The 23,544-nt window shown below is 39.3% G+C and carries 23 protein-coding genes; 9 read left to right on the forward strand and 14 right to left on the reverse strand.

Translation table 11 applies throughout. The features are described 5' to 3' along the window. The first annotated feature begins 8 nt into the window (after positions 1–8). Positions 9–1,379, forward strand: coding sequence for a DUF5018 domain-containing protein (locus B3B27_RS08445; protein WP_238866436.1), 1,371 nt, complete (start codon positions 9–11; stop codon positions 1,377–1,379). A 321-nt stretch (positions 1,380–1,700) separates the two neighbouring features. After that, positions 1,701–1,961 carry a hypothetical protein gene (locus B3B27_RS08450; RefSeq protein WP_286834141.1) on the forward strand — a complete coding sequence of 87 codons (261 nt, stop codon included), beginning with the start codon at positions 1,701–1,703 and terminating at the stop codon, positions 1,959–1,961. Here B3B27_RS08450 and B3B27_RS08455 read toward each other — a convergent pair. After that, positions 1,949–2,623, reverse strand: coding sequence for a Crp/Fnr family transcriptional regulator (locus B3B27_RS08455; protein WP_238866432.1), 675 nt, complete (start codon positions 2,621–2,623; stop codon positions 1,949–1,951). The two genes, B3B27_RS08450 and B3B27_RS08455, sit on opposite strands and share 13 nt — an antisense overlap. Before the next feature lie 176 nt (positions 2,624–2,799). Between B3B27_RS08455 and B3B27_RS08460 the strand changes: the two genes are divergently transcribed. From B3B27_RS08460 to B3B27_RS08490, 7 genes are all read left to right on the forward strand, one after another. Then, positions 2,800–3,366 carry a DsrE/DsrF/DrsH-like family protein gene (locus B3B27_RS08460; protein ID WP_238866431.1) on the forward strand — a complete coding sequence of 189 codons (567 nt, stop codon included), beginning with the start codon at positions 2,800–2,802 and terminating at the stop codon, positions 3,364–3,366. 177 nt (positions 3,367–3,543) lie between these two features. After that, positions 3,544–3,795 carry a sulfurtransferase TusA family protein gene (locus B3B27_RS08465; RefSeq protein ID WP_286845222.1) on the forward strand — a complete coding sequence of 84 codons (252 nt, stop codon included), beginning with the start codon at positions 3,544–3,546 and terminating at the stop codon, positions 3,793–3,795. A gap of 85 nt (positions 3,796–3,880) precedes the next feature. Next, entirely contained in the window at positions 3,881–4,288 is a 408-nt protein-coding gene (locus tag B3B27_RS08470; RefSeq protein ID WP_238866428.1) for a hydrogenase iron-sulfur subunit, read from the forward strand. Between the two features lie 41 nt (positions 4,289–4,329). Continuing rightward, complete coding sequence (locus B3B27_RS08475; protein WP_238866426.1) at positions 4,330–5,634, forward strand: CoB--CoM heterodisulfide reductase iron-sulfur subunit A family protein; 1,305 nt, start codon at positions 4,330–4,332, stop codon at positions 5,632–5,634. Next, entirely contained in the window at positions 5,631–7,355 is a 1,725-nt protein-coding gene (locus B3B27_RS08480; protein ID WP_286845225.1) for a CoB--CoM heterodisulfide reductase iron-sulfur subunit A family protein, read from the forward strand. Before B3B27_RS08475 ends, B3B27_RS08480 begins: the two co-directional genes overlap by 4 nt. Before the next feature lie 260 nt (positions 7,356–7,615). Next, positions 7,616–7,897 (forward strand): ArsR family transcriptional regulator, encoded by a 282-nt coding sequence (locus B3B27_RS08485; RefSeq protein WP_238866423.1) that lies wholly within the window; start codon positions 7,616–7,618, stop codon positions 7,895–7,897. Then, positions 7,898–8,980, forward strand: coding sequence for a 4Fe-4S dicluster domain-containing protein (locus B3B27_RS08490; protein ID WP_286834109.1), 1,083 nt, complete (start codon positions 7,898–7,900; stop codon positions 8,978–8,980). 13 nt (positions 8,981–8,993) lie between these two features. Here the strand turns inward: B3B27_RS08490 and B3B27_RS08495 are convergent, their stop codons facing one another. From B3B27_RS08495 to B3B27_RS08555, 13 genes are all read right to left on the reverse strand, one after another. Next, complete coding sequence (locus B3B27_RS08495) at positions 8,994–9,464, reverse strand: GNAT family N-acetyltransferase (RefSeq protein WP_286834107.1); 471 nt, start codon at positions 9,462–9,464, stop codon at positions 8,994–8,996. A gap of 136 nt (positions 9,465–9,600) precedes the next feature. Beyond that, on the reverse strand, positions 9,601–10,689 hold the full coding sequence (locus B3B27_RS08500) for a GDP-L-fucose synthase family protein (protein ID WP_238866419.1): 1,089 nt from the start codon (positions 10,687–10,689) through the stop codon (positions 9,601–9,603). A gap of 65 nt (positions 10,690–10,754) precedes the next feature. After that, positions 10,755–12,137 carry an exopolysaccharide biosynthesis polyprenyl glycosylphosphotransferase gene (locus B3B27_RS08505; RefSeq protein WP_286834105.1) on the reverse strand — a complete coding sequence of 461 codons (1,383 nt, stop codon included), beginning with the start codon at positions 12,135–12,137 and terminating at the stop codon, positions 10,755–10,757. Between the two features lie 63 nt (positions 12,138–12,200). Next, positions 12,201–12,965: a WecB/TagA/CpsF family glycosyltransferase gene (locus B3B27_RS08510; RefSeq protein WP_286834103.1), complete on the reverse strand. Its 765-nt coding sequence runs from the start codon at positions 12,963–12,965 to the stop codon at positions 12,201–12,203. A gap of 148 nt (positions 12,966–13,113) precedes the next feature. Beyond that, positions 13,114–14,037 (reverse strand): hypothetical protein, encoded by a 924-nt coding sequence (locus B3B27_RS08515; protein ID WP_286834101.1) that lies wholly within the window; start codon positions 14,035–14,037, stop codon positions 13,114–13,116. 24 nt (positions 14,038–14,061) lie between these two features. Beyond that, positions 14,062–15,171, reverse strand: a complete 1,110-nt coding sequence (locus B3B27_RS08520) for a glycosyltransferase family 4 protein (protein WP_286834099.1) — start codon at positions 15,169–15,171, stop codon at positions 14,062–14,064. Then, positions 15,168–16,292 carry a glycosyltransferase family 4 protein gene (locus tag B3B27_RS08525; protein ID WP_238866414.1) on the reverse strand — a complete coding sequence of 375 codons (1,125 nt, stop codon included), beginning with the start codon at positions 16,290–16,292 and terminating at the stop codon, positions 15,168–15,170. Before B3B27_RS08525 ends, B3B27_RS08520 begins: the two co-directional genes overlap by 4 nt. Next, entirely contained in the window at positions 16,289–17,434 is a 1,146-nt protein-coding gene (locus B3B27_RS08530) for a glycosyltransferase (protein WP_286834097.1), read from the reverse strand. The genes B3B27_RS08525 and B3B27_RS08530 overlap by 4 nt, the downstream gene beginning before the upstream one ends. Positions 17,435–17,446: 12 nt before the next feature. Continuing rightward, on the reverse strand, positions 17,447–18,313 hold the full coding sequence (locus B3B27_RS08535) for a glycosyltransferase family 2 protein (RefSeq protein ID WP_286834096.1): 867 nt from the start codon (positions 18,311–18,313) through the stop codon (positions 17,447–17,449). Further along, positions 18,261–19,619 carry a hypothetical protein gene (locus tag B3B27_RS08540; protein ID WP_238866408.1) on the reverse strand — a complete coding sequence of 453 codons (1,359 nt, stop codon included), beginning with the start codon at positions 19,617–19,619 and terminating at the stop codon, positions 18,261–18,263. The genes B3B27_RS08535 and B3B27_RS08540 overlap by 53 nt, the downstream gene beginning before the upstream one ends. Before the next feature lie 19 nt (positions 19,620–19,638). Then, complete coding sequence (locus B3B27_RS08545) at positions 19,639–20,934, reverse strand: glycosyltransferase family 4 protein (protein WP_238866407.1); 1,296 nt, start codon at positions 20,932–20,934, stop codon at positions 19,639–19,641. Between the two features lie 215 nt (positions 20,935–21,149). Further along, positions 21,150–22,259, reverse strand: coding sequence for a glycosyltransferase family 4 protein (locus B3B27_RS08550; RefSeq protein ID WP_238866406.1), 1,110 nt, complete (start codon positions 22,257–22,259; stop codon positions 21,150–21,152). After that, positions 22,228–23,529 (reverse strand): glycosyltransferase family 4 protein, encoded by a 1,302-nt coding sequence (locus B3B27_RS08555; RefSeq protein WP_286847277.1) that lies wholly within the window; start codon positions 23,527–23,529, stop codon positions 22,228–22,230. The genes B3B27_RS08550 and B3B27_RS08555 overlap by 32 nt, the downstream gene beginning before the upstream one ends. Positions 23,530–23,544 lie beyond the last annotated feature (15 nt).

A 23,544-nucleotide genomic window follows, 5' to 3' on the forward strand; every position in this document is an offset into this window, starting at 1 on the left:
AATTTGTCATGAAAAAAATATTGATTTATTTAAACATATTGATTTATTTTTGTCTGCTTTTTACTTCATGCAAGGAAGAAAGCATAGATGAATCCATTCCCGTGGTACCTGTAATAAATCCTATAAAGGCTGTTACAGCTCAAGATGGTGAGGATGTGGCTAACGCTTTAATATCAAAAGACGACAAGACAATTGTACTGATATTTTTTAATGAAAATGATTTATCTGATGTTGAATTGCATTTTAAATTCAATCCCAGAACAAAGTTGGTTTCCATATCAGATACTATTGTGAAATTTGATTTAAGAACACCTCAAAAATTAGTCATCAATAATCTTTTCAAAGATGTAACATATACAATTTATGGAGTATCTCCTGTTAAATTAGCTTCGGGAATAAGGTCAGGAAGCGGTACTTTATTATGGAGTAAAAAATTGCAGGATGACCTTAAAATCAATGTTCTACAGGTAACAGGAGGTATAGCTGCATTGGATGATTATTTAGCAATAAACACCAGAGACAAAGGAAGTATATATGTAAACAGTAAAACAGGCGCATTATCCCCGGATACTATTAATATGAACGGAATAAAGGGAAATCTTATAAATTTCTATCATACAGGTGATGATAACAATAATATATTGCTATGTAATCTGGCTCCCAATGATGCATCTAATAATGGCGCATTCAAGGTCTGGAAAATACAAGGGGTCACTGGAACTCCCGAGCCATATATTACATGGGCGGGAGGAGTTGCTATTGGAAGGAAGTTGTCGATAATTGGGAGTGTGGATGGTGATGCAATTATTACTGCTCCAATAATGGGTGCCGGAAACAGGTTTGCCAGGTGGCAGGTTAAAGCAGGTGTTCTCCAATCTCAGGATCCCCAACTCGTCACAATAACCGGTACAAATATCAATTGGGCTAATAATGTTGATGTTGTATCGACCAGCTCTACTGACCTTACTGCAGATTATTTTATTGCATACGGCAACAATCCCTCTTTTATTTCGTGGGTTGACGGTGAAACCAATGCTATAAATTCATCTGGCCCGTCATCTGTATTAGTATCAAATGCTGCAGATTATGTTGTCTTTAATAAAGTGCCTTATGTAATACATAACAATCTCAATAGCGGCGGCACTGATGATACAGCATATATATATGATGTCAGCACCGATACCGGACTCAATTCTTCAATATGGAATCTCACAAAAGGCACCTACGGTGGTACCAACAATGGAAACGGTACCGGCGATGTCGCATTTAAGGTTTCTGAAAATGGTTTTTTCCTGTACACTTATATTATGTTTACAAATGGAAGTGTAGTGTGTATAAGGTTCGATTGCGTTGACATGGAAAAAAGTCTGCCAAAATAACAAGATTTTAGCAAGGATAATTGACAAATTATGCGAATCAGTATTTAAAATCAGAATATATCTTGTCTCCAAAGATCCTTGTGTTACAGATATGATCACCCAAGAGCTGTTTAAAGGAGGTCAGATCGTTATCTTCGGGGCTACTTTTCCTTGCCTGTTTCTTCCTGGAAATCATTATTTAGAGAATTTGTGGCAATTTTCTTCTAAGCTAATGATTTCCAGTGGATTGAGCAAATACTTGGCATGCTTATTTCATTAATTTTAAGCACTTTAACTAAATAAACTAGCGGACAGTTTCAACTACTGATTCGCATTAATAACATGTATGTGGAGGCTGATGTGATCATTTCTGAACGCATAGGGAAAGGGGTTCCGGAAAGCGCGCTGGATATAGCAGGTGAAACCGGGTATATCTATCTGCTTGCTAAAAAATATGGCATGGACTACTATTTTGAACCCTTTCAGGTTACTACCGGCATGCATTCTGGAAATTTTGTAGAGATAACTAACAATCTCTCCCACCGTGAAATACTAGAGGAGGGTGTTTACAGCTTGCCGGAAAGAGAAAATTATCCGTACTGACTGATAAGCTGCAGTGAAGCTTTATTCAGGATGTGTATTCTTTTCCCTTTCATGTCAATAATTTTATCCGACACAAACTCCGAAAGAAGCCGGTTGATGCTTTCGCGGCTGGCATCAACCCAGTTGCCAATCTCCGACTGTGAAAGAGGGAGCGTATATTCGTCGCTTCCGAATATATTGTCGGCAAAATCGAGCAATACATCTGCCAGATTCCCCCTCACCTGCTTCTGCGTACGGTTCGCACACCGCCGGTAGGTCTCCAGTTCGCTTTTGCTTAGCTCCTGAATGATATGGGTAGAAAAGTCACTGTTCTCACGAAGAACCATCGAAAAAACATTCATATCGATAAAACACACTTCACTATCAATTACAGCGGTAATGGAGTATTGATTAATCTTATCGCCAAAGGTGGTAGGCAGCCCCAGGTAAGTGGGCGCTTTTATCACCCTCACAATCTGCTCGTGATAAGGTCCGTTCAAATGCATCTTAGCCAGCCCATTACGAAGGAATACCACGTTAGTTGAGAACATTCCCTGCCTGATAATAGAGGCGCCTTTCTTGAATTTAACCACTGCATGGTTCTTTTCCAGCTGTTCCACCTGGCAATTATTCAACCTGTTCATCGATCTCATCACACAAGCACAATTCAGACACTCACTCATAATCATATTTTAAAGTTAATGAGGTGAAAATAATCTCTGCATATCACTGCGAAGATAGTAAAATGATGTGATTAATATCACAAAAAATTGTATTATACAACACCTTGGTTTCTGTTATTTTTTCAGAAATATTTCCGTAATTTGTCATAGTTTAAATCACTAAATTTTAAAATGTTATGGATAACTCAACAGAGATCACCATGAATAAGTTTTTGGCGGAACTGGAAACCCTGAAATCAAGAACCGGCCGGCTGGAGGATTCACGCAAAGATCAGCTATCCATCGCTATCGTTTCTGGAGATATGGACAAGATATTAGCGGCGATGATCATATCGCTTGCAGCGGCAGCAATGGACAGTCATGTGAAACTATTCTTCTCTTTCTGGGCGCTTTCAGCGCTGCGAGATCCGAAAAAGAAGGCAAAAGGGAAGGATATTGTTTCGAAAATGTTCGGAATGATGTTGCCAAAGGGACGCAACAAGCTGAAACTTTCACAAATGAACATGTGTGGCATAGGGCCTAAAATGATTAAAATTCTAATGAAAAAGCAAAATGTGATGTCGCTCGATGTAATGTTTCAGGAGGCAGCTGCCCTGGGAGTAGAGATCACAGTTTGCGAGATGTCGATGAACCTTATGGGATTTAAAAAGGAGGAGATGATAGACTATCCCGATCTTCGGTATGCTGGGGCCACAACCTTTGTTGCCGATGCAGGAGAGAGCAGCATGCAATGGTTCATCTAATTATAAACAAACAATGGTTTAATCTGGTGGGTATTCCACAAAACATATATACAGCTTATAGTCAGCTGTATATATCAGTAAATTATTCATGCGAAAGTTAAATTACTAATTATCATGCTCCTTCCCGAAATTAAACAGGGAGGAACAAACATTACAAACAATACAAACAATACAACTATGACAACAGATGAATTGAGAACATTAACAGTGGCAAAATCGGTAGATGCACGCGGTACAGCTTGTCCCGGGCCACTTCTTGAAGCAAAGAAAGCAATAGGCACCATCAGCAGTGGTGATGTGATGGAGATTCTTTCTGCCGACGAAGGCACAAAATCTGATATTCCCAAATGGTGCAACAAACAGGGACATGAGTACCTTGGATGTGTAGAAGAGAACGGGTATTTCAAGGTTTACATGAGAAAAAAATAATTCTAACGTTACCTGAATACCACACTATATTGTAGCTGAACCATAATCGTTTCCGGAGTGTAAAATATATTAATCCGTTTCTGTTATGAATGGAGCATTGAAAAAAAGTGCAAAAATACTTGTCTTCTCAACCGAGAAAATTTCCGATCCTGCAATTGATATGGCGGGACTGTTGAAATTACACTACCCGCCTACTGTCTATACCCTCACAGTACCATGTTCCGGCGGTATCAAGCCGGCATGGATCATGTATGCATATGAAAAAGGGTTCGACGGCGTTTTCATTGCTGCCGACGGGAGCGACTGTATCTTTGGTGAAAGTTGCACTGAAAAAACGGGTAATATTGTGAGTATGACACACGAGCAGATGAAAGAGAAAGAGTTGGATCCGGCACGCCTGCGTATGGCAGCTATCTGCTCGGTCTGCAGTGAAGCTTTTGTGAAGCAGATACGCAGCTTCAACGACTACCTGCTGAAAACCAGGAATGCATAAGAAACAATGCTCATTATTATGAGTGAAATTTGATTTTTCTGATGGAAGAGAGAATAAAAATTGAATACGATGCGCTGGTAATAGGTGCCGGTATCGCGGGTGGTGAGGCTGCGCTTAACCTCGCCAATACTGGCTATAAGGTACTATTGGTAGAAAAGGACCATTCGCTGGGAGGAAAGATGATATTGCTGAGTAAGGTGTTCCCGACGCTCGACTGTGCAGCATGCATTACCACACCAAAGGTATCCGAGATTGCGCGCCACAAAAACATTACCATATTCACCGAGAGTGAGGTTACACATGTAAGTAAGAGGGGCCAGAACAATTTTACCGCTGAAATCACAAAAAAACCGCGTTATGTCCATGTGGCGGACTGCACCGCTTGCCAGCTATGCGAAAAGGCCTGTCCCGTAAACGTGACTGATGAGTACCAGTACGGCCTGATAGGACGAAAGGCAGCTTTTATACCTTTCAGCATAGCAAACCCCAAAGCGGCAGTAATTGATATTGAGAACTGTACACTTTGTGGTGCCTGCGAAAGAGTGTGCCCCACACACTGCATCGACTTCACAATGGAGACTGAGTTGTATGAACTTAAAATGAAGACAGTGATACTGGCAACCGGATTCAGATTGTTCGACCCGCTAGAGATACCCCGTTACGGATACGGACAATACAAGAATGTGATCACTTCCATGCAGATGGAGCGAGAGATAGCTCCTACCCGCCCCTACAACACCATACTGCGCCCTGGAGATGGCAAGGTGCCCGACAAGATTGCCTACGTGCTATGCACAGGCTCACGCGACAACACTGTGGGCAATCCCATCTGTTCACAGATATGCTGCATGTACTCCATTAAGCAGGCACAACTGCTCATGGGGGCATTACCAATGGCTGATGTAACTATATACTATATCAATATCCGGTCATTCGGCAAAGGGTTCGAAGAGTTTTACCAGCAAGCCAAAGGGATGGGAGTCAATTTCATAAAGGGAAAAATAGGAAAGATTACCGAGAAAGAGAACGGAAACCTTATCCTTCGCTACGAAGATATAAGCAGTGGTGTGGTTTCCGAGGCCGAGCACGATATGGTGGTTCTATCTGTAGGGGTTCAATCTAACCCGGCTGTTTCAAATATCTTTGATGCCGGATCGCTGAAACTCGATTTCCACCGGTTTGTGGCTCAGAAAGATTTAATGGGTAGTCCTTCAAAAACAAGTATCGACGGAGTGTTCGTTGCCGGAACAGCCTCAGGGCCGATGGATATCCCCGACTCCATCCTTTCGGCCGGATCGGCATCCTCAGAAGCAATCAGTTATTTATCGCAACCTCAACAACAATGAAAGAGAGAATAGGAGTTTACGTATGCCACTGCGGCGGCAACATATCTGATTATGTGGATGTGGAAAAGGTGTGCCGGGCAGTAGAAAATGAAGATGGCGTGGTACTGGCCAGGACAACCTTGTTTGCCTGCTCTGACAGTAATCAGAATGAAATGATCAACGACATTAAAGAGCATAACCTCGATGGTGTGATCGTTGCTTCCTGTTCGCCCAAGCTTCATCTGGCCACCTTTCGTAATGTTACCGAGCGGGGCGAACTGAACAAGTACACCTATGTGCATGCCAACATCCGTGAGCAGGCATCGTGGGCTCACTCCGATGATAAAACAGGAGCTACTGAAAAAGCCATTCACCTGGTAAAAGCAGCCATCGCTAAATCGAGATATGCCGAACCGTTGTATCCCTACTGGTTTGAAGCTGAAAAAACCATAGCAGTCATTGGGGGAGGTATTGCAGGCATGAAGGCGACGGCATCTCTTGCTGACAAAAACAGCAATGTGGTGCTTATCGAAAAAGAGAGCCGGCTGGGAGGCCACACGGCAGAATGGGGCAGCCTCGCGATGACAGACGAAAAAGGGTACGAACTGACTGAAAGGATTGCCGGAGATATTCGGAACCGTGAGAATATATTTATCCTTACCGGAGCAGAGGTGATCTCTACAAAAGGGAGTATAGGAAATTTCGAGATCAGAATTCGAAAAAAGCCTCAGAAAGAGGGCGATCCGTCAGAGATAATGGTTATGAAGATTGGATCTATAGTGGTGGCAACAGGGTATGATCACTATTCACCTAAAGATGGCGAATATGGTTTCGGGAATAGTGACTGGGTTATCACACTGCCTGAATTCAAAAAGCTGGTTGATAGCTCAACCGGTAAGATATTGGAGTACAAAGGAATGAGAATCAGTAATGTGGTCTATATTTACTGTGTGGGAAGCCGCCAGGCCAATGGCGGAAACAGTTATTGTTCGCGCTACTGCTGCACCTCGGCAATCCATACTGCTATAGAAGCCAAAAAAAAATTTAATGGAATCGTTAATATTCATCTTAACCGGGGTATAAGAACCTACGGGAAACAGGAGTTGCTTTATGCTGAATCGCTGCAGATGGGCGATCTCTACCTGCAGTTCAACGAAGAGTCTCTTCCCAAAATCTTCGTCAAAAAGCAAAAGATGGTTATTGCGGTAAAGGATATTCTTTCAGCAGGGAAAGAGCTTGAGGTGGAAGCTGATCTGGTGGTACTGGTCACTGGAATGGTGCCCCGTTCCGATCGGTCAGTAGGCTCCATGCTGAAGCTGCCAAAAGGCAGGGATGGATTTTATAACGAGGTGCATATGAAATTGCGCCCGGTGGAGACGGTGATTGATGGAGTTACCATCGCCGGCACCTGTCAGGGTCCAAAAAATATCAGCGAGTCTGTCAACTCAGCCCTGTCGGCTGCAACCAAGTCGTACTCTCTAATCAGCAAAGGAACGCTGGAGACTGAGCCGATTATCGCCAAAATCGACCAAGAAAACTGTTCCTGGTGTAGTAAATGCCTTAATGCCTGTCCGTTCGACGCAATTAGTAAAGAGGCGGTTCACAATAGAGAGGTTGCTATTGTAAATGCTTCGGTTTGCAAAGGATGCGGAATGTGTACCCCTGTCTGCCCGGTTGATGCCATAGACCTTACAGGTTACAGCAGCAAGGAGATGATGAGTATGATCGACGTTCTGGTATAACCCAACACTAGCATTTTTAGGATAAACCAGATAATTATTTGTCAATATAGATGTTAAAAGAATATTTGCCAAACTTTTAAATAAAAGAACAAGTTTACTTTCTCAATACTTCGGTAATTTTTTTAAAACAGTTCTTATAGTTCACTGAATATCAATAGAGTATGGCACTTTTTGGGGATCTGGCATAAATTATTGACTGTCAGTATTATAAATGAAGTTTTAACGAAGCATTACTTTCTTATACAGGGTAAAAATACGAAATGATGGAAACAGAAATTGGAAAAACAGCTAAATACCTAAGGGACAAACAAGGTATACCAGAAAAGGCAAAGGAGCAACTTAAGGAATATAACCGCATTAAAAAGGTGATTACTGATGCCCTGAAAGAGGAAGATCTCACTATCACCCAGCTGTCGGAGAAGCTTCGGATCCCTAAGTCGGAGATCACGTTCTATCTGATGACACTGGTTAAATACGGAATTATTGCAACTGGAGAGATAGATTATATGGATGAATATTATACCTATAAACTGGTGAAATAAATGGCGACAAAAATTAATCCGAAGTTTAAAGATGAGCTGAAGAAATATGGTGCGGTGAATATGAGTGCTTGTTACAACTGTGGCACCTGCACGGCAGTTTGCTCTCTTTCCTCCACGGAAGAATCGTTTCCCCGTGAGATGATACGCCTCAGCGCCCTGGGAATTGAGAATGAGATAAAATCATCACTAAAACCATGGGAGTGCTACTATTGTGGCGAGTGTACCAATAGCTGCCCGCAAACAGCAAATCCTGGTGAACTGATGATGTCGCTACGAAGGTGGTTAACGTCGAAATACGACTGGACAGGGCTCTCCAGCCTTCTCTATCGGTCCTTCCCTGCTACCATTGCCGCTCTGATTCTTGTTCTTGCAGGTACTCTTTTCTTTGCCTGTTCAAGGGACTTTAACCTTGAGGAAATGCTTCATTACGGACATCGTTTCGAAATTATTGCCATCAGCACTGTCTTTCTGGTTATATTTGTCCCCAACCTGCTGCGTATGTGGTACTTCACTATTGTAAAACCAAAAGTAAGAACACCTCTGAAACGGTACTTTTCAACATCAGGTGAGTTGTTTGTCCATATGTTCACCCAGAAACGATACAAGGATTGTGAGGAAAATACACACTTCAGGTGGTTTGAACATATGATCCTGGTGTTTGCATATCTGTCACTGCTTTTCACAACTGTTTTTCTTAACTGGTTTGCCACATACAATCTGTTTTTCATTATTCTGGGATATGTTGAGAGCTTACTGATCTTTGCAATCACCTTCGATTTTGTGGGTAGTCGTATCAAAAAAAGCCGGACACTCAACAAATTCTCGCAACCATCAGACTGGCTCTTTGTCACCTGGCTGCTACTGATGGGTATCACCGCTTTTTTAGTTCGTCTTTTCATCGATCTTAACCTCACAGAGTCAGTCAGGTGGGTTTATCTTATCCATCTCATAGTGCTTGCACAATGGGCGCTTATAATTGTCCCGTTCGGCAAATGGACTCACTTCCTTTATCGCTCATTCGCAATGTACTTTTCACAATTGAAAACCCAGTCAAAAGAGCCTGTTTCTGAAAGCGCTCAATAACAAAAGGGTAAGCTTATAGGATCAACCGCATTAATATCATATTCTCACCAATATCTTTTTCGAATACAAAACCTATCTTCAGAAATAAATTATATGAACGGATATTATCTTTAAGTAATCTGGCATAAAGAGACGTCATTTTGTTTGATCTGGCATAATCAACCAAATACTGAAACATCTGTTTTCCTAGGGTCTTACCCCAATGTTTCTTTTCTCCAATATATCCCCAAACTTCACCATCCACAGGAGTAATATGTTTAATACCAAATGCGCCAATTGGTTCTTCTTTACACCAGATCGACTTGATGTATTGAGATTTATTTGTTTTTAGGCTGTTAAACCATCGTTCTCGTGACTCCCGGTCTGAATCCGGTGCTACGATTAAATACTTTATTTCAGGATCGTTCAGCCATTCCAACGACTTTTCAAATACCCTACGATCAAACTCCCTGAATCGAGGACATGAATTTTTACTTTGCCCCATATATTTTATGTTTATTGCTAAAGTTTGCAGCAAGTTGTTTTATAAAATAACTCTTTTATTTGTAATTGCTCCCTATCCTCTTCCGGTTTATAAAATTAATTCAAATTGTTATTTATTACAACCGGTACTATTAACACTATTCAAATTCAAGATCTTCCAAATACCATTTATACATCTTCCTGATACCCTCATCAAGATCAACTTTATACTGCCATCCCAATGACCTTAATTTGGAGACATCTGTCAGTTTCCTCATAGAGCCATCAGGCACAGTAGTATCGAATTTTATTCTGCCGGAATAACCCAATATATCAGCCATAAGAAAAGCCAGACTCTTTATGCTTGTCTCCTTGCCTGTTCCTATGTTTATATGGCAGTTACGGACCTCCGTTTTACCCTTCTTCAGTTCGTTGAAATTGATATTCTCCATAATGAAAACACATGCATCTGCCATATCTTCGCTCCATAAAAACTCTCTCATGGGCCTTCCCGTACCCCATAACTCCAAATGGTTGGAGTAAATTCCCAGCTTACTCAAAGTAAAAACAAAATCATCCATGGTGCTGTCGCCGCCAATATCGTCCAATGCCCTGCGCCTAATGTCTTTTTGAATACCACTCCAGTTATTTTCTTGCAAACATTTGGCAAGATGCATTTTACGCATCAAACCAGGGAGGACATGACATTTTCCCAGATTAAAGTTGTCGTTTGGCCCATAGAAGTCGGCCGGCACCACTGAAATATAATTTGTCCTGTACTGAATATTGAAACTCTCGCACATTCTTATACCGGCAATTTTAGCTATAGCGAAAGGTTCATCAACATATTCTGGTAATGAAGTCAACAAATCTTCTTCCCTCAATGGTTGTGGCGAGACTTTAGGATATATGCAACTACTGCCAAGAAATAACAGTTTCTTTACTTTGTGGAGAAAACTCTCGCCAATAACATTGTTCTGTATTTGCAGATTACGATATATGAAATCTGCGCGGCAGCAGTTATTGTTATTCTCAACAGTTCTCCCCGTAAAAGCTGCTGCCAGAATCACATATTCAGGTTTCTCCTTATCAAAAAAATATTTCACGGAGTGTCTCTCCATAAGATCCAGTTCACTATGAGAACGGCCTACAATATTAGTATAACCCCGTGAATGAAGATTTCCCCAAATAGCAGAACCGGCAAAGCCTTTATGTCCGGCAATATATATTTTGCTACTCTCATTCATTCTCAATCGCATCTTTTATGCTTTTACAAGTTTCAAATCACGCCTTAACAATAACATCACTATTCCTACATAGCGTTTTTATATGCACTATTGCCAAAAACCGTCATAATAATTATTTTAATGTCCCAAAAGAAATTCCATTTTTCCAGATACTCCATATCATATTCAACTCGTTTTTCCATTTTCCAAAGTTCATCAGTAAGGCCCCTGTAGCCATTGACTTGTGCCCATCCTGTAATACCAGGCTTTACAAAATGCCGCACCTTGTAATATTTTATCAATGCAGAATATTGTTCAGTATGCTTCAACATATGCGGGCGTGGCCCAACTACCGACATATTCCCTAAAAACACGTTAAAAAACTGAGGTAGCTCGTCAATGTTGCTTCGTCTTAAGATGTTCCCTATTGCTGTTATTCGTGAATCGTTAACCTCTGCCTGTTTGCTGTCTGCCTCGTTATTCACTGTCATTGTCCTGAATTTAAAACACTTGAATGTTTTATTGTTTATCCCTGTTCTATTTTGCAAAAAAAACACGGGACCTTTAGAATCTATCTTTATAAAAATGCCTATAATTAGAAACAACCAACTGAAAACTAACAGGATAATTGCAGTTGAGAAAAAAACATCAAAAATCCGCTTTTCAATTCTCATATTCAAATTATCCAATGGAATCTCCTGAGGATTAAACATTTCAAAAAAGCCCGAGGACTCTATCCTTTTATTCACATAACTGTTCCAATATCCGTTAGTAAGAATGTAACGTACCCTTACTCCTGTCTCATTACACAGGGTAAGCAGCTCATTGGTCCTTTTTTTTGTAAAGTATTTAGGGTTGGTCACAAAAAGCATATTTAATTTGAACTTTTCCGACAACAACGAAAGGTCATCCAATTCTCCCAAAACCGGACAGTCAGAACAATCTTCATTATTTGAAATATATCCTACAAACCTGAATCCCAGGGCAGGATTATTATTCAGCAATTTCCCCAATATCCTGCTCGAATTCTCTATGCCCAATATAGCTACCCTGTAATAGGTGTAACCCTTTTTGTATCTGAATTGATGATATTTATAGATGAAATAAAAAACAACAACTTTCAAAATATAAAAGAATGCTACATATTCCAGTAAAAAGCCTCTGTAATAATCCTTTGGAAGAAATATTTCCGCAAGTAAAAATATGGTAATTAAAAGAATAATAAAACGTATACTGAACGCTTTAACCCTGTACAGGTACTTATCCGTAAAAAAATAGTTTCTTTTCGAATACAAAACATAAGCGAATAATTCGCAAATGTTGGCATGAAGAAAATAGAGATCCCTCCCCGGCAGATCTATATATTCATAAATCGGGCTGAAATGATAAACCATGAAAACGGATAAGTTTAAGAGTAATAAATCGAATAGAAGAAAAAATAATTTTACTCCCATATTATCTGTGTGCATAATTTTAAAAAATATAATGTTGTGTGACTTTTAAAAAGTTTTCTAAAGGAGAGCTTTCTTTATTCAAGCCTGCTCTCCTTTAATCGCATCCGGCCGTACAGAAACAGTTTGAGACACTTTATAATTTTGTAAAAACTTCTCTTTCAGAATAGCAAGCACAAACAAGATATTACCTATCAAATACCTCCTCCACATACGTCTCGGTTCTCGTATTAACCGGTAAAACCATTCCAGTCCCACCGATATCATCCATCCTGGTGCTCTTCTGACTGTACCTGCATAAAAATCAAATACCGCCCCAATGCAGCATATATGTCCGGCTTTGAGACGATGGAAGTGCTCAAACGACCATTTTTCCTGTTTTGGAGCAGTCATGCCAACAAAAAGCACATCCGGCTCAACCTCATTCACGGCGCTAATCATAGCAAGAGTGTCTTCTTCATCAAAAAAAGGTTTGAAAGGCGGTGAGTAACCATAAACATGCAGTCCCGGGAATTCTCTTTTAGCCCTCTCTTTAATAAGGTTCAAGGTCTCATCTGAGCTCCCAAGAAAAAAGCACTTGCCTCTCTGCTGATATACACGCTGCATTTCATATTTGAAAAGATCGGCACCTGCAATTTTCTTTATTCTTACTCCTTTCAATAAACGCATAGCCCATACCATGCTTATACCGTCGGGTAACAGCTTGTCACTGGCCTGCAACGCTTTCAAAAACTCAGGGTCACTTTTAAGTGTATTGAATGAGTGTGCATTCAATGTAGTGATCAACTGTTTTGAAGAATTTATCTCATGCAGTGCCCCATTGTATAATTCAAAAGTCTGTAACATAATTTTATTTGCTTGACTTTCGCATGTATTGCGATTACAGTTGAATCATCCGGCAGTTGTATTACCATAGGCTCATTGAATTTATACATGTGAAAGTTGAATTATTTAATTTAGCCAATCTTAATTCCTAATCATAATCCCCTATATTTCAAGGGCTCCAGAAAAAAGTGTACCTGAGCGATGTAGCGCAGTTATGAAGCTCTTTAAACCTTATTAATCCAGTGTTGGGCTCTCCTTCAAGGCATGAGATGCCCAGATCGATATAATCGAAATCCATATTTTTGTAGTACTCAAAGCAATTCTTGTACATAAGATTCATGATGCCCATATTTCTCTTCTCCGTATCGTCGCCCATGAAAACACACTGAACAATCTTTTTATGGCCACGATAAAAAACACTTGACCCAACACAATTTCCGTTAAGATCCTTTACTGCGAAGAAATCTACCGGTATTATGGTATTCACTTCGAGAATATCATCTAATGTCATGTAAATTTTGCGGCATTGTACTTTACGGTTTCTTAAAATCACAGAGTAAGCATCTTCAATAGATTTCTTATCGGTTATTATAGACCAGGCAAGCCCATTTTTTATAGCTTTCCGGCAATTCTGCTCCACCACATTCTTGCACCAGGTACCGTCAATTTTTTTCAGGTCCACCCAATTGTTCAGATCAGGTGTTGCCATATTAAATCCAAGCCTTATAAACGCGTTAACGAATTTCGCATTCATATTTACCTGGTATGGGTCAGGCGGAAGTGTTATCAATACCTTTTTAAAATCCTCACCGGCTACATAGTCCCTAAGATTTGAAAGAAAACCAAAAACAACATCGTAAAACATATGTTCATGCGAATAATGAAACCCACCGAACGGGGCAGAGAAAGGAGAAGTGATAATGCCATCTTTCATGCCGAGTATGAGCCCGATTGAGACATCATCATCTTTCATGAGCCTTATAACCCTCTCACATTTTTTTTCTACCAGACTAATGAAAGCCTCTGTTATGAATGGATTTGAATCGGTGAGAAAGTACCTTCGATATACTTCTTTTGAAACTTCGACAAGCATTTTGGTGATTTAAAAAAAATTAATTTATTTTACAGCCTCCTGCAATATTGAAAGAAATCTTTTCTCAAAAATGGGAAGGGTGAAATTATTTTCATATTTAATCCTTCCGTTAACTCCCATCTTTTTACGCTCAAAAGGATTGGAAAGCAAATATTCAATCCTTTTGGCCAGTTCTTCCGCATCATCATACACAGGGATAAGGAAGCCGGTGCTTCCATCATCAACCATATCTGGCATGCCTCCCTCATAGGCGGAAATTACGGGTAGGCTATGCTGCATTGCTTCTAGTATTACTAATGGAAAACAATCGTAGCGAGAAGGAAGCACAAACACATCAGCTTGCTCAAAAGCCAGTTCTTTAAGTTTACCGTACCGCTTACCAAGGTATTTTACATGTTCTGTTAGTTCTTTCTGTTTAATAAATGAATTCAACTGTTTTTCAGTTACATCCCCCTCACCCCCAATAAAATCGCACTGAAAAGAGTATCCTTTATCCCTCAATATTGAGCAAGCCTCAATCAATACAAACACCCCTTTTTCCCTGATAAGATTAGACAGAAAAAGGATCTTGAAAATTCTCTTTTCAGGCAATGAGAGAAAAGCAGTTTTTGGCTGATAATCCTTTATGCCATTAGGGCAATAAAAAACATGCTCTTCTGCAACATACGTCTCTATGTCGTAATAAAGGTGCCTGGAAAGAAGTATCACACGCGAATTTTTAAAGACAAATCGATAAAGAATATGATTGAGCTTTTTCTTTTGAAATTGTTTAATGCCTTTGTTATGGATATGATAAATAATCTTCACATGAAATAAGCGTAACAAAGAGATCAGTATTACATCCTTGAAGAAACCGGCCCCGGTAGTTGTCAGTGAATAATAACAGAGCCGCGGCCTTCGATGGATAAGCTTAACCAACAATAAGAGCCATATCTCTACAAGGCGCACAATCTTCCTCAGGCTGGTTTTTCCAGTCTCTTCCACCTTGCGCGACATAATAATGTTTAAATATCTCGCGTGAAACGATTCGTTAATAATTTTGCTCTCTTTTACCAATTCTCCAACAATTGATGAACCATGCACCGGTGGTGGCAGATGAAGCATAAAAAGAATATTTACCTGAATCTGACTCATAACATTTTGTTATATAGTGCATTATATGATTGAACCATTTTGTTGAGGGAAAATCTTTCACTTATAAAATTGTATGCCAGCTGCTGAAGCTCTTTCTTGTTGTACCTTTTTTCTTTAATATTCTCAAAAATGGAATACAATTCATCATTATTTTCGAGATGGAACTTCAGTGGCCAATTTTCCGGCAAAGTCTCATCTAGTCCGGGTGCATGTGCTGCAATCACAGGAACACCTGAAAATGAAGCTTCTATTGAAGTAAGTGGCAGACCCTCAAAATGTGATGGCATAAAAAGATAGTCGAACGCATAGATCATTGACGAGACATTAGGTATAGGATCATACATATAAACATTGTCAAGCAATTGCGAAAGTTGAAGCAGACGGCACTTATATGAACCGTCGCCTATTATATGAAACACAAAATGATTGGGAAACATTCTCCCTACCTCCGAGATTGCAGGAATAAGTGTTTCCATACCTTTGTAATCTTCAAAACGTCCGCAAAAAGCAATATTTATCTTATTTTTATCAATCCTGAAAAAGTGTGGATGCCGTCCAGGTACAACAGAACCGTTATAAATTATTCGCCTGTTGGCAGAGACCGGCAAATTGTATTTTTTTCTCAATTGTTCGTAGGCATGCATTGCAAATGAGGATACGGCTACAATTGATTCGTTGTTAAAAGCCGACTCGGAAATTTTACCAAGCTTGTTATGTGTATGCCACAATTGGGTGCTATGAATGGTCCGGACAACATCAGGGAACGCTAGCCTAAAAAAACTAAAAAATCTCTTAGCAATAGATAAAACAAAATCAGGCAAATCGGTATGAGAATGAACTATAGATGGCTTATCTTTCCATATACAATAAATCAATTTAATAGTAGCAAATATAGGGAACATTCGTTTTCCACCCCTGTGTAAAGTAATTAGGCGAATATTTTTTGAGGTAAGCTCTCTCTTTTTTACTTTGGCATAATTATTTTTAGTGCGATACAGTTCAACAATCGTTATCTCGGTGTTGTTACCAGGCTCTCCGGCGCAATGTTCAGCCAGGTTAAAAGCAATAATCTCGGCACCACCTAACTGAATTGAAGTTATAAGTTGATAAATTTTGTTCATACAGTTAATTTCCTCCATTCATAAATAAACTGTTGTGTGTGGTCATCAATCAAAGGCAGCCTTTTGGTCAAATTAACTTCTCCAACAGGTTGCAAACTATATGAAAAACGAGAGAATTTCTCCAATGTATCCGCACTGTCTAACGGATTAAAAATTTCTCCATTCCCGGGATTTATAAGGCACGATGCACCGGCAAACTTTGAACACAACACCTTAAGACCAAAAATCAAAGCTTCATTAACAACTGCACCGAAGGTCTCTGACAGGCTGGGCAAAACAAATCCCGATACACAAGCATACCATCCAAAAAGCTCTTTTCCTTGGTATTTTCCGGGAAAAATAACCTTCCCTTCCAACTTTTTTTCATTAACAATGGTTTTTAACTGGTCCATGTCGCTGCCTTCTCCTACCAGTACCAGCAAGAAATTTTCTCTTTCGGCAAGAAAATTAGAAATTGTACTTATAAAAAGAGGCAATGCTTTTTCGGGAATAAAACGTCCCACGAATAAAATTGTTGTTTTCCCTTTCAACTGGAAATTCCGGATATGGTTAAGTGCAATTGACTCTATCTTCTCCTGATCTCTCCTTAGCCTCTCCGGTAATTGAAGTATGGGCGAAACGATCACCTGTTTTTTCTGAATCGAAAAACTCTCCTGATAAAAACGTGACACTTCTTCAGACATTACAACCAAAAAATCGAGATGTCTAACCGATCTATTCCTTATAAAAGCACGCAGAGCAGACTGTACATTTATACATATATCAGGGCTGTCATCAATAAATGATCCCACTTTTTGTCTGATAAAGCCTACAGTTTTCAATAAAATAAGATATTGGGTAGTGAAAGAATACTCATATCCAAAAATAATATCAGGTTTCACCTCTCTTATTATTCGATACATTCCGAAGCGGAACAATCGCCCCTTGTGCCGAAACCCTTTTAACAGGAATGAATTTTTGAAACGGCACTCTTCCTGCAACTTTCTATTATCGATATTAAAATTCCACAGTTTATCTAAAAGAAAAACCACTTCCAAATCAAACAGCTCACCCAGAGCATTTAGCTGATCTATTCTGTACGGTGCAAGAGCAGGGTGAAAAATTAATATTTTCTTCTTTTTAATCTGTTCTTTACCTGTCATAACAGTGAAGAATTATTTTTTAAAATAATCCCATAAAAATGGGAATAACGTTTTCATCCACAGCATAATGAATGAGTATGGCAAAAACATCGGAAAATGTTTTCTGATATAATAGATATACTCGTCATAGGCAAGTCCCTTTGGACTTTTCATATAAGCTATTCTCTCTTTTAGTGGTATTGTACAGCTCAACCAGTTTTTTCCATGGTCATCGTTACAAACGCCACATACATTAGGTGCCAGAAATATTGGGATACTTCTTTTAAGCGCCTGCAAAGAATAGTCAAAGTCGGCAATACCATGAGTGAAATGGTAGTCAAAAATTCCAATTCTATCCACCACCTCTTTACTTACCCACAATACGTTGGCGTTGACTACATCGCACTTTTGAGGTTGTTCAACAGGTGTAACTATTTGCATCCTTACAACTATCTTTTTGTCCTTTACTCGGTAGCCGCCGTAAGATACCATTCCGGTCTTTTCATCCACGGTAGCTCCGGAATATATACCGGCTTTACCTGTTACTGAAATCGAATAGGCTTCAGCCTTTAGCAGATTGTTGAAAAAACCGGAATAGAGTTTCACATCATCATTTATAAGAAGATAGGCATCGTAGGACTTCTCTTCCATGGCTGTTTCCCATGCCAGGCGCATGCCACCAGCCCAGAACAGTTTTCCGTCACCTCTTGCCATGTGTACACCCGGGAACAGCAACATTACAGCCTCTGCCGTGCCGTCAGTAGAACCATCATCGATAAGAAAGATATCCAGCACATATCCGGTTGGTATATTTGCATTATACAGCGAAGAGAGGCAGGTAAGCGTCTTAACTTTTCTGTTGTGGCATGTCAGCAATACTGCTATATTCCGGTGTTTCATATTTTCTTTTTTTTAACAGATATTGTTGAAGCCTGATATAACGGGCATCAAACATACCACGAGCCCAAATTAAAATATCTTTATCTGACATCTTCCTGAACGATTCGGAAAAGCACAATCCAATTATGATCATCAAAATAAAATAGTTTATATTGAATTGATTTACATCTTCTATCCATGAATAGAGCCATCGAAAAGCCACGTAAATACCCAACATACTCGCGAATATATTCTCCGATTTGTTTACAGCAAGATATGAAGCTCTGTAGAAAATAAGCAGATAAAGTATCACGCCCACCACGCCTGTCCATGTAAACACGTTTGCTAAACCTATTTCGTTAGCCAAACGCTCATCTCTGCCGGTCAATTCGGCTTCAATTACTCCAAAAGTGTCTGAATCATTTCCACGTGCCGGTGTGCGTCCCAACAACCAATAGTTGTTGTTTACAGCTGAATTCAGCACCTCAATATAAATAAATGTCCTGGTATCTGCCATTACATTAACTTCTACTCTGTTACCCTCTTCGTCGGTACCCATTGCAGAGTAAGTACCCCGTACATACTCATCGGTATTAAACACATTGAAAATACCTGCAACACCCATGATGAAAAGAAACAGCGGAGCTGTGAATAATGCAACGCGGGTTATTTCTAAGACTTTACGGGAAAGCTGTTTCCTGAAATAATATAATAGCAGTATTAACAGTGGAGATCCAAACTTTATTACATTGCTCCGCGCCCCCATATCGGCTAAAAAAACCACTGCCGTAACAATCAACAGGATTATTTTCTGGCGCCTTGTAAACACGGGCAAGAATAACAACAAAAAGCTGACCGGAATCAGATAGAATCCAAAGGCATCGGTTCTTATTATCATTGCAAAAATCAGGAACAGGGGCAAGGCATACTTCATATAAAAAGAGAGCAGCGACTGTACCACCATCTTGTTAGTAGCTGAAAAAATAACGACAGGCAACATTAGTGCCATGGCATTGCTAATCAAAGCTTTCCAATCCCAGTAAATTTCGGCTACAAATATTCCTCTTACTATACACACTGCATTCCAAAAAAGATAAATCCATACAATAAGTGTATTATCCTCGTTTTTTTTATCGAAAAAATAGAACCTCGAAAGGAAGAAAACAATCAGTATGAATATTGAAACTGCCCACCACAGAGCAGTATTGTTCAAAGAGGAGGCCATGGGAACACCTGGCTTCAAAAAGGGCAATACCGTATAAACCGTCATCAGAAATATGGTAACGGGAATAACATGGCTGACAATCTGTTTATTCACTGTACTCATTTAGTTTTATTTGAAAATATTAAACATAAAAAATATGATTATGATTGTGATTAGAGATGATATCGGTATAAATGCTCATATACTGATCAATTATATCCTCCACATTATGCCTTTTTTCTGCAATTATCCGCGCATTTTCACTTATTTTTAATGCCAGCATATCATCCGAAAACAACCGGTCAATCTGATATGCCATCATCACAAAGTCACCCGGAGCAAAATATAGTGCGCTTGTTTCATCTTTTACTATTGAAGTCACACCACCAACAGAGGAAACGACAGAAGGGGTTCCAACCATCATTGCTTCTCCCAGCGAGTAAGGGCTATTTTCAAGGAAGGAGGGTAAAGCAAAGAGATGGGCTTTTTTATATTCATTGGCCATTTCTTCCGAACTAAGATTTTTAAGCAGCACTACATTTCTTTCCAAACCGTGACTAACAATCTCTCTTTTCAGGAATATATCATAGTCTTTCGATATAAATAGATCAACACATCTCGAAGAGTTCTCCCGTATTAATGAAAATGGGGCAACCAGTTTTATATCAGGATATTTATTTTTTAATATATCGGCAGCTTTTATAAGTGTATGAAAACCATTTAACGGATAAACCGAAGAAGAGACAAAGATTCTATGCTTTTCGCAAAAGCGGATGTCCCAGTGAGTATTATAGAAAGGAAAGCGTAACAACTCTTCACCATGATAATATAATGCATTCGGGTTGTGGATGTAAACATATGCTTTGTCCCATAAAGTGCGGCCGATAAAATATTTGTTTATCCTGAAAATTTCTTTTTCAATTAGCGGGTATTTTTCCCATTTTTTTAATACTCCATCCACCCCGCCTCTTCCAAATATGATTTTTAAAGACTTGCTCCTTTTCACGCTTGCATCTGCCATACTCTGTTTCATAAAGGAAAGCCATGGTGATACAATAGCTTGTATTGAACAGACAATGGGAATCCTTTCATCCACATATTTGCGAAGCAGGCCAAAATTTATCTCCGTACCGTGTACATGAATAATATCGGGGTTAAAATCATTAATTGCATTTATATACTTGTCAATTAGTCCTTTGTTCATATTAGTCATGACCTCCTTTTTGCCGATATTGACAGAGTAGTATGCAACATTTTCAATCTCCTGTTTCTGCTCTTTCCCGTCAACAATAGGGATTACCGCTCCCAGCTTTACATTTTCCTGATGATAAATACTGTAAAACAATGGTGCTATCCAAAATCGCCCTTTTGTTGTCCTGCCTTTTACTTTGGGGAAGAAAAGCTCAAAAACATCGACTGTGATCCATAAAATACGCATACAAGAATTGTAATTTATTTGACTTTAGAATCTGTTGCTGTTACAGTTATTCCAATTTATACCAGTCCCTGGGGGGACGGAAGGATGCGAGTCAAATCTGTAGCAAATGCAATTATAAAACTCACACAGGAGCATAAAAATCCGTACAATGAGAGTACTATCCATATCATTTTTTAACTTAAAACACCTCATATTTTCTTACAGGTTTATTTCTTTTAATTTGAATAAAGTTGATAAATTCCTGATGCATTTTTATTCAGGTTGTAGCTATTTTTCACCAGCTCTAATGCCCTGTGTGATAGTAATTGCGAAAGTTCCGGATGTGTGTAAAGATAAATCACAGTCTCCGCCAACAGGTTGTAATCCTCAGCTATCAACATGCAGTTTTTTCCTGTCTTATTGAAATCACACAAACCGGCTACGTCATACAAAATTGCAGGTACACCACATGCCATCGCTTCAATGGTTGTAATTGATATCCCTTCATATTTGCTGGTCATCACATATATATCAGCTGCTACAAGAAACATTCTTACCTCTTTTCTATTTCCACAAAAACGAACGTTATTCCTCACTCCTAATCCTGCGGCCAGTTCAATTTCCACTTCTTCCATGTCCCCTTTGCCCAGATGAAGGTATAGTACCGAAGGATGTGATAAACATATTCTTGGAAGTGCCATTATAATGTCAGAATGCCTTTTTATGGGACTGCATTCGCCTATGGAGATTAAAACAAGTGCCTCCTCAGGTATATTCAGCTCCCTCCTTACCTGTTTTTTCTCTTCAATGCCTGCCGGATAGAAACGATTCAGCCCATACCAGTTATTAATTTTTATCGTGTTGTTATGGTATTTTTCCAACTCATGTTCATACACTGAATCACTGATACTTTGGAACTTACAGCCAAATATTTTTTTTGCTGTCCACCGCTGTATCAGATGCAACGGATAACTGTAAAAATGAGAAGTAAAAACACTATGGAATGTAAACACTGAACGTATTCCTGCCAACCATGAACAAAATGCTATTTCCCACATTATCGCGCTTGTATGAATATGAATTACATCAAATTTTTCTTTCTTGATGAAACTGGTAAAGGAGGCCCAATAAAGCAGGCGTGACAAATAATTTCTCCTGGCAGGATAAGGATTATGGACCACCTTATAACCCGCGTTCTCAAAATGAACAGAGTATTCACCCACTACAGGTGCTGTGGCCATAACTGTCAGATCACACCCTTTTTCCCTGAAAAAAGGAGCTGCATCGACATACATTATCTCTGCTCCTGAGAATTTAAGTTCGTGGAGTATTTGTACTACTTTCATAATGGAGTTTTATTATTTCGGAATAAATTGATAAATATTGATCGGTGACTTTTTGCACATCATGGCGTCTCCGGGCTATCTCCCTGGCATTATTACTAATTTTCACCGCAAGATTATCGTCATCAAAAATTCTGCCGATTTGAAAAGCCAGGGAAGCGTGATCACCACAAGGAAATAACAACGAGCTCTCATTGTCGCTTACAATGGAAATCACACCACCTACCGGGGCTACAACAGAGGGGGTTCCAATCATCATGCTTTCTCCTAATGAATTAGGGCTATTTTCGATAAAGGAAGGAAGTACAAAAACATGTGCTTTACAATATTGAATTGCCATCTCCCCGGCGCTTAATTTTTTTTGAAAAATGACATTATCCTCTAATTTTAATTTTTTTATTTCACTCTTGATATAATTGTCATAATCCTCGGCCATCATAAAATCCTTCACTCTTGATGACATTTGATCAATTGATGAAAGCGGTGCTACAACTTTTACATGTGAGTAACGCTTTTTCAATATAGCTAATGCATGCAGCAAAACATGAAACCCTTTCAGCGGATATGCTGCGGAAGATACAAATATTCTGTATCGTTCACACTGGTCAATACTCCACGAAGAACTGTAAAACGGTGAACGCAAGAGCTCTTCCCCGTGAAAAAATTCAGCTTTTTCATTAAACTCCATTAAACAGGCTTTATCCCAGGTGGTTCTGCCAATAAAGTAATGATTTAATTTGAATATATCTTTTTCAATATCACTGTATTTTTCCCATTTTCTTATGCTACTATTTACTCCTCCACGACCCATCCTGTTTTTTATTGATCTGTATTTCCCGATATTGATTGACGAAACACTCTGTTTTAAATAGTCAAGACAGGGAGTAATTATCCCCTGTATGGAACAAACAACAGCTATATTCGCATCAATGTATTTACGCAAAAGGCCAAAATTATTTTCTGTCCCGTGCACATGAACAATATCAGGCTTAAAATCATCAATTGCAGACATGTAACTGTTTACCAGCCTCTTGTTCATCTTTGTCTTATTTTCGTTTTTATCGATACCGACAGAATAATATGTTACATCATCTATTATCTGTTTTTGTTGCTTACCGCCTATCACCGGGGTAACTGACCCCAGCGTTATATTTGTTTTTTTCTGAATTGAATAAAACAGCGGTGCAATCCATGATCCCCCTTTAGTGGGTTTGCCCTTGACAAAAGGGAGGAACACTTCAAATAGATCATGTGTAATCCACAGAACGCGCATACTATTATCTTTACA

It is taken from the genome of Proteiniphilum sp. UBA5463, from assembly GCF_002427225.1.
GTDB lineage: Bacteria > Bacteroidota > Bacteroidia > Bacteroidales > Dysgonomonadaceae > Proteiniphilum > Proteiniphilum propionicum.

What these genes read in the sequence shown, in the direction of transcription:
- B3B27_RS08515 (WP_286834101.1), bottom strand. Translation starts at nt 14,037, where the DNA reads ATGCTTGTCGAAGTTTCAAAAGAAGTATATCGAAGGTACTTTCTCACC.
- B3B27_RS08555 (WP_286847277.1), bottom strand. Translation starts at nt 23,529, where the DNA reads ATGCGCGTTCTGTGGATTACACATGATCTATTTGAAGTGTTCCTCCCT.
- B3B27_RS08485 (WP_238866423.1), top strand. Translation starts at nt 7,616, where the DNA reads ATGATGGAAACAGAAATTGGAAAAACAGCTAAATACCTAAGGGACAAA.
- B3B27_RS08490 (WP_286834109.1), top strand. Translation starts at nt 7,898, where the DNA reads ATGGCGACAAAAATTAATCCGAAGTTTAAAGATGAGCTGAAGAAATAT.
- B3B27_RS08525 (WP_238866414.1), bottom strand. Translation starts at nt 16,292, where the DNA reads ATGAACAAAATTTATCAACTTATAACTTCAATTCAGTTAGGTGGTGCC.
- B3B27_RS08460 (WP_238866431.1), top strand. Translation starts at nt 2,800, where the DNA reads ATGGATAACTCAACAGAGATCACCATGAATAAGTTTTTGGCGGAACTG.
- B3B27_RS08450 (WP_286834141.1), top strand. Translation starts at nt 1,701, where the DNA reads ATGTATGTGGAGGCTGATGTGATCATTTCTGAACGCATAGGGAAAGGG.
- B3B27_RS08520 (WP_286834099.1), bottom strand. Translation starts at nt 15,171, where the DNA reads ATGAGTCAGATTCAGGTAAATATTCTTTTTATGCTTCATCTGCCACCA.
- B3B27_RS08470 (WP_238866428.1), top strand. Translation starts at nt 3,881, where the DNA reads ATGAATGGAGCATTGAAAAAAAGTGCAAAAATACTTGTCTTCTCAACC.
- B3B27_RS08465 (WP_286845222.1), top strand. Translation starts at nt 3,544, where the DNA reads ATGACAACAGATGAATTGAGAACATTAACAGTGGCAAAATCGGTAGAT.
- B3B27_RS08535 (WP_286834096.1), bottom strand. Translation starts at nt 18,313, where the DNA reads ATGAAACACCGGAATATAGCAGTATTGCTGACATGCCACAACAGAAAA.
- B3B27_RS08480 (WP_286845225.1), top strand. Translation starts at nt 5,631, where the DNA reads ATGAAAGAGAGAATAGGAGTTTACGTATGCCACTGCGGCGGCAACATA.
- B3B27_RS08500 (WP_238866419.1), bottom strand. Translation starts at nt 10,689, where the DNA reads ATGAATGAGAGTAGCAAAATATATATTGCCGGACATAAAGGCTTTGCC.
- B3B27_RS08550 (WP_238866406.1), bottom strand. Translation starts at nt 22,259, where the DNA reads ATGAAAGTAGTACAAATACTCCACGAACTTAAATTCTCAGGAGCAGAG.
- B3B27_RS08505 (WP_286834105.1), bottom strand. Translation starts at nt 12,137, where the DNA reads ATGCACACAGATAATATGGGAGTAAAATTATTTTTTCTTCTATTCGAT.
- B3B27_RS08455 (WP_238866432.1), bottom strand. Translation starts at nt 2,623, where the DNA reads ATGAGTGAGTGTCTGAATTGTGCTTGTGTGATGAGATCGATGAACAGG.
- B3B27_RS08445 (WP_238866436.1), top strand. Translation starts at nt 9, where the DNA reads ATGAAAAAAATATTGATTTATTTAAACATATTGATTTATTTTTGTCTG.
- B3B27_RS08545 (WP_238866407.1), bottom strand. Translation starts at nt 20,934, where the DNA reads ATGCGTATTTTATGGATCACAGTCGATGTTTTTGAGCTTTTCTTCCCC.
- B3B27_RS08475 (WP_238866426.1), top strand. Translation starts at nt 4,330, where the DNA reads ATGGAAGAGAGAATAAAAATTGAATACGATGCGCTGGTAATAGGTGCC.
- B3B27_RS08495 (WP_286834107.1), bottom strand. Translation starts at nt 9,464, where the DNA reads ATGGGGCAAAGTAAAAATTCATGTCCTCGATTCAGGGAGTTTGATCGT.
- B3B27_RS08530 (WP_286834097.1), bottom strand. Translation starts at nt 17,434, where the DNA reads ATGACAGGTAAAGAACAGATTAAAAAGAAGAAAATATTAATTTTTCAC.
- B3B27_RS08540 (WP_238866408.1), bottom strand. Translation starts at nt 19,619, where the DNA reads ATGAGTACAGTGAATAAACAGATTGTCAGCCATGTTATTCCCGTTACC.
- B3B27_RS08510 (WP_286834103.1), bottom strand. Translation starts at nt 12,965, where the DNA reads ATGTTACAGACTTTTGAATTATACAATGGGGCACTGCATGAGATAAAT.